14 protein-coding genes and 1 tRNA gene are annotated in these 13,217 nt (G+C 41.3%); 10 read left to right on the forward strand and 5 right to left on the reverse strand.

The window, feature by feature from the left end:
* The first annotated feature begins 222 nt into the window (after nucleotides 1-222).
* The 3 genes from xseA to WN948_RS11525 are packed head-to-tail and all read left to right on the forward strand — an operon-like array spanning nucleotide 223 to nucleotide 2,502.
* The gene (gene xseA, locus WN948_RS11515; protein WP_342304345.1) at nucleotides 223-1,446 is read left to right on the forward strand and encodes an exodeoxyribonuclease VII large subunit; all 1,224 of its coding nucleotides are present in this window, start codon (nucleotides 223-225) and stop codon (nucleotides 1,444-1,446) included.
* Nucleotides 1,447-1,450: 4 nt separating this feature from the next.
* Entirely contained in the window at nucleotides 1,451-1,702 is a 252-nt protein-coding gene (locus tag WN948_RS11520; protein WP_342304346.1) for an exodeoxyribonuclease VII small subunit, read from the forward strand.
* Nucleotides 1,703-1,728: 26 nt separating this feature from the next.
* Nucleotides 1,729-2,502 (forward strand): methyltransferase domain-containing protein, encoded by a 774-nt coding sequence (locus WN948_RS11525; RefSeq protein WP_342306464.1) that lies wholly within the window; start codon nucleotides 1,729-1,731, stop codon nucleotides 2,500-2,502.
* Between the two features lie 14 nt (nucleotides 2,503-2,516).
* On the opposite strand, the gene ccsA is transcribed toward WN948_RS11525, so the two are convergent.
* Both ccsA and WN948_RS11535 read right to left on the reverse strand, forming a co-directional pair.
* Entirely contained in the window at nucleotides 2,517-3,611 is a 1,095-nt protein-coding gene (gene ccsA / locus WN948_RS11530) for a cytochrome c biogenesis protein CcsA (protein WP_342304347.1), read from the reverse strand.
* Between the two features lie 4 nt (nucleotides 3,612-3,615).
* Nucleotides 3,616-4,644, reverse strand: coding sequence for a cytochrome c-type biogenesis CcmF C-terminal domain-containing protein (locus WN948_RS11535; RefSeq protein ID WP_342304348.1), 1,029 nt, complete (start codon nucleotides 4,642-4,644; stop codon nucleotides 3,616-3,618).
* A gap of 132 nt (nucleotides 4,645-4,776) precedes the next feature.
* Between WN948_RS11535 and WN948_RS11540 the strand changes: the two genes are divergently transcribed.
* The 5 genes from WN948_RS11540 to WN948_RS11560 all read left to right on the forward strand — a co-directional run bounded on the left by WN948_RS11540 (nucleotide 4,777) and on the right by WN948_RS11560 (nucleotide 8,469).
* Nucleotides 4,777-5,334, forward strand: coding sequence for a CDP-2,3-bis-(O-geranylgeranyl)-sn-glycerol synthase (locus WN948_RS11540; RefSeq protein ID WP_342306465.1), 558 nt, complete (start codon nucleotides 4,777-4,779; stop codon nucleotides 5,332-5,334).
* A gap of 32 nt (nucleotides 5,335-5,366) precedes the next feature.
* Nucleotides 5,367-5,900: an orotate phosphoribosyltransferase gene (gene pyrE, locus WN948_RS11545; protein WP_342304349.1), complete on the forward strand. Its 534-nt coding sequence runs from the start codon at nucleotides 5,367-5,369 to the stop codon at nucleotides 5,898-5,900.
* Between the two features lie 159 nt (nucleotides 5,901-6,059).
* Nucleotides 6,060-7,364, forward strand: coding sequence for a phosphoribosylamine--glycine ligase (purD, locus tag WN948_RS11550; protein ID WP_342304350.1), 1,305 nt, complete (start codon nucleotides 6,060-6,062; stop codon nucleotides 7,362-7,364).
* 31 nt (nucleotides 7,365-7,395) lie between these two features.
* The gene (gene argF / locus WN948_RS11555) at nucleotides 7,396-8,301 is read left to right on the forward strand and encodes an ornithine carbamoyltransferase (protein WP_342304351.1); all 906 of its coding nucleotides are present in this window, start codon (nucleotides 7,396-7,398) and stop codon (nucleotides 8,299-8,301) included.
* Nucleotides 8,302-8,381: 80 nt separating this feature from the next.
* A tRNA-Leu gene (locus WN948_RS11560) sits at nucleotides 8,382-8,469 on the forward strand.
* Between the two features lie 41 nt (nucleotides 8,470-8,510).
* Here the strand turns inward: WN948_RS11560 and WN948_RS11565 are convergent.
* Together WN948_RS11565 and WN948_RS11570 are read right to left on the reverse strand one after the other, a co-directional pair.
* Nucleotides 8,511-9,296, reverse strand: a complete 786-nt coding sequence (locus tag WN948_RS11565; RefSeq protein ID WP_342304352.1) for a winged helix-turn-helix domain-containing protein — start codon at nucleotides 9,294-9,296, stop codon at nucleotides 8,511-8,513.
* A gap of 333 nt (nucleotides 9,297-9,629) precedes the next feature.
* Nucleotides 9,630-10,403, reverse strand: coding sequence for a winged helix-turn-helix domain-containing protein (locus tag WN948_RS11570; protein WP_342304353.1), 774 nt, complete (start codon nucleotides 10,401-10,403; stop codon nucleotides 9,630-9,632).
* A gap of 56 nt (nucleotides 10,404-10,459) precedes the next feature.
* Between WN948_RS11570 and WN948_RS11575 the strand changes: the two genes are divergently transcribed.
* Both WN948_RS11575 and WN948_RS11580 read left to right on the forward strand, forming a co-directional pair.
* Nucleotides 10,460-11,142 (forward strand): IS1 family transposase gene (locus WN948_RS11575; protein WP_342303728.1). Its coding sequence is split into 2 segments (ribosomal slippage): nucleotides 10,460-10,786 and nucleotides 10,789-11,142, totalling 681 coding nucleotides; the frame shifts between segments, so codons are not numbered across the junction.
* A gap of 63 nt (nucleotides 11,143-11,205) precedes the next feature.
* The gene (locus tag WN948_RS11580) at nucleotides 11,206-11,799 is read left to right on the forward strand and encodes an FAD-dependent oxidoreductase (RefSeq protein ID WP_342306466.1); all 594 of its coding nucleotides are present in this window, start codon (nucleotides 11,206-11,208) and stop codon (nucleotides 11,797-11,799) included.
* 25 nt (nucleotides 11,800-11,824) lie between these two features.
* Here the strand turns inward: WN948_RS11580 and WN948_RS11585 are convergent, their stop codons facing one another.
* Nucleotides 11,825-13,123: an MFS transporter gene (locus tag WN948_RS11585; protein WP_342304354.1), complete on the reverse strand. Its 1,299-nt coding sequence runs from the start codon at nucleotides 13,121-13,123 to the stop codon at nucleotides 11,825-11,827.
* Between the last annotated feature and the right edge of the window lie 94 nt (nucleotides 13,124-13,217).

Consider the following 13,217-nt stretch of genomic DNA (forward strand, 5'->3'; position numbering starts at 1 on the left):
TTTTATCCCACCAAGTAAGTTTTTTTAAGAAACAGAATAATCTATTAAAAGTTTTCGAAATTAATTTCCAACAATTTAATTTTTTACACACTTATTTTTTAGAAAGTTGTTGTTCCTTTTCCGGTCAACCTGCAACAAGCGTTAATATAATACTTTCACATAACTTCCCACTGGACTTTATATTCCCGAAGCATAATTTGTTTTAGAGGCCGGAGATTCTACATGGGTATATACACTGTTTCACAATTGAATGAATACATAAAACAGGTTCTTACACAGGATCCGCAGCTAGGGCAGGTATGGGTGCGGGGTGAGATCTCAAATTTGACGAAACATAGTTCCGGTCATTATTATTTTACTCTGAAGGACAAGGGAGCTCAGATAAGTTGTGTGAGCTTTCGGATGACCAATCGTACTCTTAAGTTCGAACCGGAGGCCTCCATGAAGGTTCTGGTTTTTGGAACAGTGGATGTCTATACCGTGCGTGGGCAGTATCAGTTGCGGGTACTGGATATGCGTCCTGACGGAATCGGTGAACTCTACAAGGCGTACGAACAACTTCGTAACCGGTTACAGGAAGAAGGTCTGTTCGAAGTGGTCCACAAGAAAAAGATTCCTCGTTTTCCATCAAAAGTGGGTGTTGTTACGTCACCCACAGGTGCTGCAGTCCACGATATTATCCATGTGCTCAAACGAAGGTTCCCTGTAGATATACTGCTAAGCCCTGCAATAGTACAGGGAGATAATTCTGCTGAAAGCATCGTCAGGTCTCTTGAGCATCTCAACAGGACCGATGTTGATGTGATCATTGTTGGCAGGGGTGGTGGTTCGCTGGAAGACTTGTGGTCTTTTAATGAGGAAATAGTCGCAAGGGCAATATTTGACTCAGCAGTGCCGATAATCTCAGCAGTGGGTCACGAAACAGACTATACGATCGCTGACTTTGTTGCTGATGTAAGGGCGCCAACTCCATCGGCTGCGGCAGAGATTGCAGTTCCTGAAAAGTCAGACCTTAAGACGCATGTGCTTTCCTTGACATCACGTATGCAGCAGGCTACAATACATTTCATATCCGGCAATAGAAATCAGGTGGATTACCTTTCTTCCAGGATCGATCATGAAAGGTTTGCTGAAATACTGCGACGTGATATGCAAAGAGTTGATGAGCTCAGTTCCCGCATAGAGTTTGGTGTCAAAAAAATAATAGAATCAAAGGTATCATCTCTTTCCGGGGTTGCCGGTCGGTTGAACGCAGTAAGTCCTTTGAATACGCTGGAGCGGGGTTACAGTATCGCTCTTCGCAATACTGACCACAGTGTTGTCAGAGGTATTGATGATGTAAGTCCTGATGAATGTTTGGATATCAGGGTAATCGACGGTACCTTGGAGTGCAGGGTGACAGGCGTTAAGTCAGAAGAGCGAAGCATTGGTGAGAAGAAGAGTTGAGTTTATGAAGGAAAAGAAGAATGAGCCTGAAGACCAGGATGAAATGAGTTTTGAAAGCTCCCTGGAAGAGCTGGAGTCTCTAGTAGAGAAGCTTGAAAAGGGTCAGTTGACCCTTGATGAGAGTCTTGGGATATTTGAGCGTGGCATGAAACTTGCACGTGTGTGCAATCAGAAGCTCTCAAAAGCTGAAAGAAAGATTGAGATACTAATTGAAGAGAATGGGAAACTGAAAACTGAATCATTCAGTGATGAATAATTCTAATCTGGGGGAGTTTGAAGGGAATGGGTTTTGACGGTCAAAAATACGAAAAATTCTCAAAGCCTCAGCAGGACTGGGGAAGCAGGTTGATGGATGAGCTTGATCTTCAGGGCGATGAATGTATCCTTGATCTTGGTTGTGGTAACGGTCTTCTCACAGAAAAGCTGGCAAAAAAAGTGCCTGATGGGAGGGTTGTAGGAGTTGACAGTTCTGTCTCAATGCTTGAGCAGGCTAATTATCACAAGGCTGACAATATGGAGTTTCGCCTGCTGGATATGGAGGACATGATTATTGAGGAAAAATTCGATGTTATTTTTTCTAATGCTGCCCTACACTGGGTCAAAGATCACTCCCATGTCCTCAATACTATTCATGACTCTCTAAAAAGTAATGGAATAATGAGGGTGCAATTTGCCGGAAAAGGTAACTGTATACATATTGCTGGTGTAATGATGGAGGCAATATCCTCTCCAGAATTCGAATCAGAATTCAGGTCCTTTGAATGGCCGTGGTATATGCCTGATAAAGGTGAGTATGAAGAACTGCTCCGCTTGTCAGGCTTCGAACAATACCGGGTCTGGATAGAAAATGCGGACCGCAATTTTCCTGATGATGAATCGTTTGTCGGGTGGATAGAACAGCCAAGCCTTGTTCCGTTTGTGTCTGTTCTTTCGGAAGATAGAGCTTCTCTTTTCAGGGATTTCGTAGTTGACAAAGCAAAAAAAGTAGCCGGACAGCCGGACGGGACTTATTTTGAATTTTTCAGAAGGCTAAATATATTTGCTGTCAAAAAATAAAAAAATGGGATGAATCAGGCAGAGTCTATTCCTGTCTCTTTCTGATCATTCTCATCTTCCAGGTATCTTTTTGCTAACAGGAATGTACTGCTTCCTGTGAGTATCACCAGGAATATGGCAATTACAAGACTTTCGGTTGTGAAATCCTGCCATGAGTGTACTGATGCCCATATTCCACTCCTTGTTACAAAGGTTGCGAATATCACCAGCAGGAATGAAACTACTGCAAGCAGTGGTGCCAGGAATCCGTATTCACCGTGTTTTGTGCGTGTCTGGGCATGCAGGTATGCTGTGGCAGTTATCCAGGGTATTAGTGAAGATGTTTCCACAGGATCCCATGTCCAGTACCATGCGCCCCAGCCGAGGACTTCGTATGCCCAGAATCCTCCAAGTCCTATTCCAAGTGTGAGGAAGAGCCAGGCAATTCTCATCCAGTCTCTTGCTATCAGTGTCCACTGTTCATCCTTTGTGAGAAGGTTAGAAATGGCAGATGCGAATGGTATGGTGAAAGCTGCATATCCAAGGAAGAGTACTGGCGGATGCACAGCCATCCAGGGATTGCGCAAAAGCGGGTTCATTCCCTGCCCGTAGGGTACATCATAAAGTATAGCGAACGGGTTCCAGTTAGTTGCTTCAACCGTGCCAGTTGGCAGTATCTGGTACGCAGAAAATGGATTATCAATGACAAGCAATAGCAGGAACACGGATACAACTATCATGGATATCATTCTTGTGATGTCCATCATCTTTGTTTCAACAAGTTCTTTTGTGTGTCCTGTGTAGCGGAGCAGCAAAAGCATCACGAGGGTTGCCCATGTCCAGAGTAGAAGAGATCCTTCCTGTCCGGCCCAGAAGGCTGATATTCGATAGAACCACGAAAGATCGGTGCTGGAATGATTGAATACATACTCATAGGAAGCATTGACACTAAGCAGTTGTATTATGAGTATGAGTGCAGAGAGTGTAATACATGCTGTACACAACATTTCCAGCTTATTCCAGTGCATTTTTGCCCTGTGCTGCGATGATGTATAGTAACTAATTGAATAGAAGGTGGCACCCCATCCACAGATGAATGCCAGCCATATGAGGATCATACCTAAGTTCAAATCATCACCTCTTTCCCTTTGCTCTCTTAGCTTTTCGTTTTTCTATTTCATCTTCGAGCATGCGGTCATATCTTCCTTCATTTGCTTTATTGCTCATTCCGGATGTGCCTGATTTGATGCCTTTACTGCGGTCTGTTAGTAGCAGGCTGGTCATGCCTATTACCATCATGTAGATACCTCCCCAGAGGCAGTTGATGAATGGTACCGTTCGCATGTAGAGGTCGATCTCACCACCTGACTCGTCAATAGCTCTTGGAGCTATGAACAGTTCTTCTGTTGGCCCGCGGTTAATGTAGGTAGTCGTATATGTCTGCCCCCACTTGAAATCGGTGATGTAGCTGACCTTACCGCTTTTGAAATAATTACCGTTCTTATAAATGTCAAAATCGACCCTTGTAGTATAGGCTGATGCCGGATAGGTGCGGAAGGGTTCACCAGTGTAGTATGAATCCATATTATTGATCTTTAGCTGATAGTGCTGTCCTTCAAATGAACCGGTTTGATCTGTACTCAGGACAGCGGAACCTTCTACTTTCATGTTTGAGCTGAGGATAATTCCAAGCAGGATGAGTATGATGCCTACATGGATTACGTGCGCGCTGAGTTTCCTTATCTTTGCTGATGAAGGGGCATTTTTGTTGATGATGAATATCCTGATAATCCTGTAGAAGGTTGCCATCAGTGCAACGATAAGGATGGGCACAGCAATATCCATGGGTGTATTCCCAAAGGGCGACATCACTGCAAAAAGTATCGAAAGGGTAGCAGATAATCCTATTATTGGGATGATGTACTTGCGATCAGCATAACCCACGAGCATACCTGTGCTCAGGACCAGAACAAGGATAGCAACGGGAATTGCAGTTCTATTGTTGAAGTATGCGGGTTCAAGGCCAAGCTCGACCCCGGTTGTGAGTTTTGCTATAAGGGGTGTTAACATCCCCATTGTTATGATTGTTGCCAGTAAAAGAAAAGTGACAACAGCTGCAAGCATAGTATTACTTGTTGTCGGGTAGGGTATTTTGTTTTTCATCTTGCTGGCAAATCCTATGTGTACAACATATTTATAATTAAAGCTATTTTATCTATTGTGCTTCGATATATTAAATAACGATGTTGCATATCAGAACAGAACAACAAATGAGAGTTGATAATTACGATAGAAATGCTGATAACTGCTGTCTGGCTGATGCTTCCTGCTTATATCCCAAATCCTATGGCAGCTGTCCTTGGCGGAGGAAAGCCAATTGACGATGGCAAAACAATGGCTGATGGGCGGCGTATACTCGGAGATGGAAAAACATATCATGGCCTTCTTACAGGTATATTCTTCGGAATGGTGGTGGGTCTGCTTCAGATGTATTATCTTTCTAAGAGAACAACACTGTTCTCAGTTGAGCTACCATCGTTTGCAGGAAATGGTTTAAGCGCCAGTGCGGTAATCGTGATATTTACACTGGCATTTGGTTCACTGTTCGGGGATATGTTCATGAGTTTCTTCAAAAGAAGGCTTGGACTTAAGAGAGGTGCTCCGCTTCCGGTTATCGACCAACTTGATTTTGTCTTTGGGGCATGGCTGCTTACATATATCGTGTCTCCTGGCTGGTTCACAGCCAATTTCACAATTCCAGTAATCATTGTGCTTCTGGTGCTGACTCCTGTTCTACACCTGGGTACGAATATCATAGGATATTTCATCGGGGTCAAGAATGAGCCCTGGTGAGCATTTTAAAAATATAATTATTAGGTGATCGAATGTCTGATGGGAATGGTAAACGTGCATTGATAGATGCTCTGAAAGTGTGTGGTGCAGTTAAGTTCGGTGATTTCACACTTGCTTCAGGGAAGAAAAGTTCATATTATATTGACATAAAGAAGGCAAGTACAGATCCTGCTACGCTTAAAGTGATAGCAGAGGATGCCGCAATGGTCATAAAAGGATTGGATCTCGATGCTGTTGGTGGTGTCGTGCTTGGTGGTGTTCCTCTTGCTACGGCTGTTTCCCTTGAAGCAGAGCTTCCATTGATACTAATTCGCAAATCTGCAAAAGATTATGGCACTGGTGGACGCTTCGTCGGTGAGTTCAAACAAGGTTCAAAGATTTTGCTTCTTGAGGATGTGACTACAAGTGGTGGCTCTGTTAAGGATGCCATAGTGGCGATCCGTGAAGCAGGTGGCATCGTGGAAAGGGTCATAACTGTTGTTGACCGAGAGTCTGGGGCAGAGAAAAACCTGAGTGACATAGGTGTGAAGCTTGTTCCTCTTGTCAGGGCAAGTGACCTTCTTTGATATTACACATTAAAATAAAGACAAGTTATTTATTTCAGGAATTAGAACTCTTTGATATTCTGATTCCTAACAAAATAGGAAATAATAACAGATATTGAGTTAAGTTCCGGCTTATCTGCATATCATTAATAATAATTTTCTGATGATGAGGTTTGATATATGAATGTATTAGTAGTTGGTGGCGGCGGAAGGGAGCATGCTATCGTAGCAGCAATAGCACGAAGCAGGAATGATCCGTCCATCTATGTGGTGATGTCAAAGAAGAACCCGGGTATTGCTGCACTATGTGAGGATTTCCTCCTTGAGAAAGAAACAGATGTTGAGAAAGTCGTCGAATTTGCATTATCAAAGAATGTTGAGCTTGTTGTAGTTGGTCCGGAAGCACCTCTTGCAGTTGGTCTTGCAGATGCGCTCGAGGATGCGGGTATCAGTGTTGCCAGTCCAAAGCAAAAAGTTGCACAGCTTGAGTTTGATAAGGCATGGGCACGCAATTTCATGAGAAATAACAATATTGACGGCTGTCCTGTCTTTGATGTATTCACTGATAAGGATGCTATGGATGCTTTCATCGATAAACTCGGAAATGTTGCTATCAAGCCATCCGGCCTTACAGGCGGAAAGGGTGTCAAGGTAATGGGTGACCAGTTGCCTGATGTTGAGGCAGCAAAGGTATATGCTGCAAGTCTGCTCGATCAGGGTAGCGTTGTTGTTGAGGAGAACCTTGTTGGCGAGGAGTTCACCCTGCAGGCTTTTGTAGATGGAACGAACCTTGCTTTCATGCCAACAGTACAGGATCATAAGAGGGCATTTGAGAATGACCTTGGACCTAATACGGGTGGTATGGGCTCTTATAATGCACCAGGTGAGATTCTTCCTTTTCTTACTGCTGAAGATGTTGAAAGTTCAAAGCAGATAATGGTGGATACTGTAAAGGCGCTCTACAAGGAAACCGGGCAGAAGTACAAGGGTACGCTTTATGGTCAGTTCATGATCACAAAGGATGGTCCCAGGGTCATTGAGTTTAACGCACGTTTCGGTGATCCGGAGGCAATGAATGTGTTGCCTTTGCTTGAAACTGATTATGTGGATGTGCTTGCTGCAATGGCAAGCGGTACGCTTGATAAGCTGGATGTAAAGTTCAGTAAGAAGGCAACAGTTTGTAAGTATGCTGTTCCTGCAGGCTACCCTGACAAGCCGACAAAGGACAGGGAAGTAGTTGTCGGGGACATTGATGGTGCCATAATTTTCTATTCCAGTGTTTACGAGAAGGATGGAAAAGTCTACACCACCGGATCAAGGTCTGTTGCTGTTGTAGGTGTTGCAGATTCAATTGAAAATGCTGAAAAGATAGCCCAGGATGCCCTGGAGAATCTTTCTGGTGATCTTCATTACAGAAGTGATATCGGTAAAGCAGCTCTTATCCAGAGGCGCATTGACCACATGAACCAAATACGTGGACAGTAAGATTATTAGTTATTTAATGAGGGTTGATAATATGAAACATCTTATTTCAATGGCTGATCTGACTCATGATGAGATTATTGAGATACTCGATATGGCAGAAGACCTGAAGGAAAAACGCTTACGAGGCAAGGTCACTGATCTGATGAAGAACAAGAGCCTTGGTATGATATTTGAGAAATCATCTACACGTACCCGTGTTTCATTTGAGGTTGCTATGTGTGATCTTGGTGGGCATGCATTATACCTGAATGCCAGGGATATGCAGCTTGGTCGTGGTGAAACGGTTGGGGATACCTCGGAGGTGCTCTCAAGATATCTCTACGGTATCATTGCAAGAGTTTACAGCCATGAGACGGTGAAACAACTGGCAGAACACTCCTCAATTCCGGTTATCAATGCACTTTCGGATAAGGAGCATCCATGTCAGATACTTGCTGACCTGCTCACTATCCGCGAGTACAAGAACAAGCTCTCTGACCTGAAATATGCATGGGTTGGCGATGGGAATAATGTGTGTAATTCAGCTATTATCGGCTGTGCTCTTATGGAAATGGAGGCTGTGGTTGCATGTCCTCCCGGATATGAACCTGATGAGGACATTGTGGAACTTGCAAGAGAGCTTGGTGGCAACATTACTATCACCAATGATCCAAAGGAGGCTGCAAAGGATGCTGATATTATCTATGCAGATGTCTGGGTGTCCATGGGTGATGAGGATGAACGTGATAAACGTCTTGCAGACCTTGCTCCATACCAGATAAACACTGAACTGGTGGAGCAGGCGAAAGCAGATGTTATAGTGATGCATTGCCTTCCTGCACACCGCGGCGAGGAGATTAGTGCAGAGGTTATGGATGGTCCTCATTCAGTTGTTTTCGATCAGGCTGAGAACCGCCTGCATGCCCAGAAAGCACTTTTAATGAAACTGATGGCGTAAGTAGTCGCCAGTTTCCTCAAATCCTATTTTCTGAACACAAAGTTTAATTAGAAAAAGCACTAGTAAACACCATTCACAATGCGGGAGTTGCCCAGCCTGGCCAAAGGCGCTAGGTTCAGAGCCTAGTCTCGTAGGAGTTCATGCGTTCGAATCGCATCTCCCGCACCACGAACTTTTTTTAGAGTAACGGAATAGTACAAAAAGCAATTTTATATTTTAGTTATTGCCGTTGAATCCTTCAAGTAATACTCGAAAAGATCTTTACTCCATTGTTTTGCTCTGGGGTTGCAGCAGGCTAATTGCTTGTTACTAAATTCATTCGTTTTGGAAAGCAACCTTAAATTAAAACAATGTTTGCTTACTGACAAGGATAACAGTTCCATATGTTTCTGGCAAATGTAAAATTTAATTTTACCACCATCAATTAACTCTTTGAATTCCTCATACCAATCTTCTTTGAGTTTTTCAAATAATTCTTCGGTGATTATTACATGAACATCTTTGTTTTTTTCTGCAAAATTTGAGAGTATTTGATAGAAGATCGGGTGTACAAAAGTAAATATAAAAGACAGTGAACTCGATTCATTAGCCTTTTCGATAAAATCCTTGTTGATCTCATATGTATTGATCAAACTGGGTTCTATTATTTTGCAATCCTTAATTTCATTTATTCTTTTTAATAGGTGAGGGGGAATGAATTCAGTTTCGTGGCATGCAAAATAGCCTTTAGTATGCTCAAAAGCAGCAATAGTATCCAGGAAAGGTTTCGTTTCATCAACTATTAGTTTTCCTATAGTAGTTAATTCGTAAACATCTCCGGATTGAGTTACAAGGGAGTAATTTTTTAAAATCTTGGCTTGAGGAAGCAATGCCGTTCTTGTTGTTTTTAGTGACTTTAGAATAGTCTCCATTTCCTGGGGACCTTCATGCAACAATAAAAGCATACTTTTTCTTTTTTCAGATGCAAACATTACATCGGTCAACATTTTTTTCATGCACTGCACATCCTGCCAGTAAATCCAATTATCTGTCTACTGCAACCAAAAATAACACAGAGTCATATAATATTCCTAATAAATCGCCTTTTATAGATATAGCTATCGAAAGTTTTCACATGTACACATGTATATCTCCACTACGCAGTACTATTTATTTTTCTTTCCTGAAAACATTTTTTTCTAAACATGAAATTGTGGAAACTAGGCTAACAAATATTGGTGAGAAGAAGGTTTATGAATATGCACATAACTAAAATACGTAGGGCTGAAAACAGGACTGAATATAAACTATTATCATAAGAATGTAGTAGCATACAAATCAAAAAGATTCTATATTTCAGTTATTGCTGTTGAATCTTTCAAGTAATAATTGAAAAGGTCTTTACTCCACTGACGTGCTTTAGGATTGTAGCAGTATAGTTGTTTGTTACTAAATTCATTATTTTTAGACAATAATCTCAGAACAAAGCGCTGATCACTTATTGATAATGGCAAAAGTTCTATATCTTTTTCACAGACGTAATATTTGATGTTTTCACACCCAAGAAAGTGCTTAAATTCATCATACCACTCATTCTTATGTTTTTCAAAAAGCTCTTTGTTGAGTATCATTGAAACTTTTATGTTTCTTTTTGCATAATCTGACATAATTAAAGGAAAATCAGGATGCATAAAAGTAACTACAAAGAATAATGAATTTGATTTATTAGCCATTTCAGAAAATATCTTGTTGACTTCATATGTATTCAGTAAACTAGGTTCTATTATTTCACAATCTTTGATTTCGTTTATTCTTTTCAAAAGATTATTGGGAATACAATCTATATTATGAGATGCCAGATATTCCTCATTCTGATCAAGAGCATCAATAGTTTCCAGGAAAGGTTTTGTTTCATCAACTACAACTTTTCCCATAGTCGTCAATTCGTAAACATCTCCGGATTGAGTGACAAGGAAATGATTTCTTAAAATCTTAACCTGTGGGAGTAATGCTGTTCTTGTTGTTTTTAATGACTTTAGGATTGTCTTCATTTCTTTTGGACCATCCTGTAGTAACAAGAGCATATTCTTTCTCTTCTCAGAGGCAAATATTACATCAATCAACGTTTTGGCTTTGGTAATTAAACATCGTTATATAATATGATGGCCTCTTTTTATATATGAATTGTCCAAAGTGTAAGAGTTCCAGTCATAAGAAGAACGGTAGGATTGATGGTCGACAACGCTACAAATGCCATGATTGTGGATACAACTATTCAGTAGATATAAAATCCACCGCTAGCCCCGTATCTGTTAAGCGACAGGCTTTACAACTCTATCTGGAGGGGTTGGGATTTCGTTCAATTGGACGTTTTTTGGGCGTTAGTCATGTTTCTGTTCAAAAATGGATTCGAAAATTTGGTAGTGAATTAGAGGATCTAAAAAGTGAAAATGAGATTTCTGTTGTGGAATTGGACGAGATGCATACTTATATTGGGAATAAAAAAACTACTGCTGGATATGGATTGCTGTTGATAGATATGGGAAGAAATTCATCGATTGCTCTTTTGGCAGCAGAGGAACAAAAACAGGACAAAAACTCTGGAAAAAGTTAAAGACAAAAGAGGTTGGGGAAGTAATGACGGATTATTGGAGGGCATATGCCAAGTTAGTCCCCAGAAACATCCATACTCGATCAAAAGCAGAAACATATACTGTTGAAGGATACAACAGCATATTTAGGCATTTCCTGGCAAGACTAAGGAGAAAGTCAAAGTGTTATACTAAAAGTCTTGAAATGCTAAAAATCTCCGTTTTGCTCTTGATGAAATATAGGAATAAAGAACTAGCTATGTTTAATTAACAATGCCAAAAAAAGAACGGTTCTCTTGAATTAAGCGCTTATGACAGTAAAAAGCAGAAAGATATCGTCCATGAATGCAACATGGTGGTCCACGGACTTGGAAGGGTTCCTGCCATAGATGGCCTTGAACCTGAAAAAGGTGGAGTGGATATCGAACATGGAGCCATTGATGTCAATGAATATCTGCAAAGCATATCAAATCCTTCAGTATATGCCGCAGGAGATTGTATAATCCCCGGACCTGCACTTACCCCTACTGCAAGTCTTCAGGCACACATAGTTGCATCCAATATACTGGATGGAAACAAACATACAGCAGACTACACAGAAATAGCCTCTGCAGTATTTACCATTCCCACACTTGCAGCAGTAGGAATAATGGAAAAGGATGCTACTGACAGACATAAAGTTCTATTCAATGACATGAGCCAGTATTATTCTGCAAAGAAAACGAACCTTGGGTTTTCTGCATCCAAGATCATTATTGAAAAAGATACCGGAAAAATAGTAGGAGCGCACGTAATTGGACCAAATGCTGAAGATACTATCAATCTTTTCACTCTGGCCATAAAGGCAGGACTTACCGCTGAACAGGTAAGGGAACCCATGTACGCCTATCCTGCAAGCAGTTACGATGTGAAGTATATGCTCAAATAAGAGCATAATTTTTTTTCAAAAAATACTATTCAGTTGAAAAATCAAAGGAGCGAAGACGCAGGGCTAGTACAAATACAAGATAGATTATAAGCGCAGATACTATGAACGCTCCTCTTCCCATAAGTTCATAGATGAAACCGCCTCCGATTAGTCCCAGAATACTGGCGATGCTCATAAAACTCCCTGAAACTCCCTGAACAAGCCCTTGATTTTTATTTCCTGCAAGTTTTGATAGCATGGACTGTATGGAAGGCCACATGAAACCGTTGCCAACTGCGAAAAATATCGCTGCCACATACGTAAGTAATGTGCTACCAAAGGCCAGAAGCACAAAATTGCTTCCGAGTATCAGACTCCCTGATATTATCAGAAACACGTCCGAATATCTTTTGGAAACGTATGAGAGTACCGGCCCTTCAACTATCACAAGCATGATACTCAAGAAAGAAAAATAGAAACCAAGCTCTGCAATACTCCATTGAAGATCATTTGCTGCATGTACCGGGAAAGCCGTATAGAATGTATTAAAACCAAGGAAGATGAGGAAATAAATAAGGAACATGTAAGGTATGTGTTTCAATTTCATCACATCCCTGAACTTCTGCTTTTGTATAGGTGTGGCGTCAACACATCCACCCGGCTTGTCAGACATTGCGGATAATTCCATCGGAATCTTGTTCTTTAAAGCGCATCTATGAGACTCTGGGACATAGAGTGCTATCATTATAACGCCTGCAAGGGATATGAGAATGGCTGCAAGCACCGGCAGAGCTTCACCATATATGGTCACACTGAGAATTCCGGCAAGTGCAGGCCCGACTATGAAGCCAAGGTTTGTGGAAACTGACATTTTACCGAAATTCTTGCTTCTGTCCTTATCCTTAGTAATATCAGCGATGTAGGCGTTTGAAACGGAAACGTTACCCCCGGTAAGTCCGTCAAATCCTCTTGCAATGAAGAGAAGAACAAGTGGAACCGTTATTACGAAAGTTCCCAGTATCCCGGAACTTACAGGCACCAGCACGGCTACCGGTACAAAAAGAGCAATGAAGAAAATGATCCATGACAAAAGAGTGCCTGCCTGGCTGAGAAAAAGAACTTTTTTCCTGCCATATGTATCAGACCATCGTCCCAAAAGTGGAGAGCCTATTAACTGGAAAACAGGATACATTGAAGACATAATACCATATATCAGTGCATTGCCACCGAACCTTTCAACAAGAAATATGAGAAAAGGCAAGACTAAACTAAGCCCCATGGTGCCGATAAAATTCACCAGAAGGAGAGGATAAAGAGAGATTTCATTTGTTTCTTTGTCATCCATTTTCTCAATAATTTTAGGGTACAGCTAATATATGATGCTTTTGTGACTTTTGTAGAATATCCAAAAAATTAATTATGGAAAGGATCTTTACCTG

Origin of the sequence: Methanolobus sp. ZRKC5 (genome assembly GCF_038446525.1) — an archaeon.
GTDB lineage: Archaea > Halobacteriota > Methanosarcinia > Methanosarcinales > Methanosarcinaceae > Methanolobus.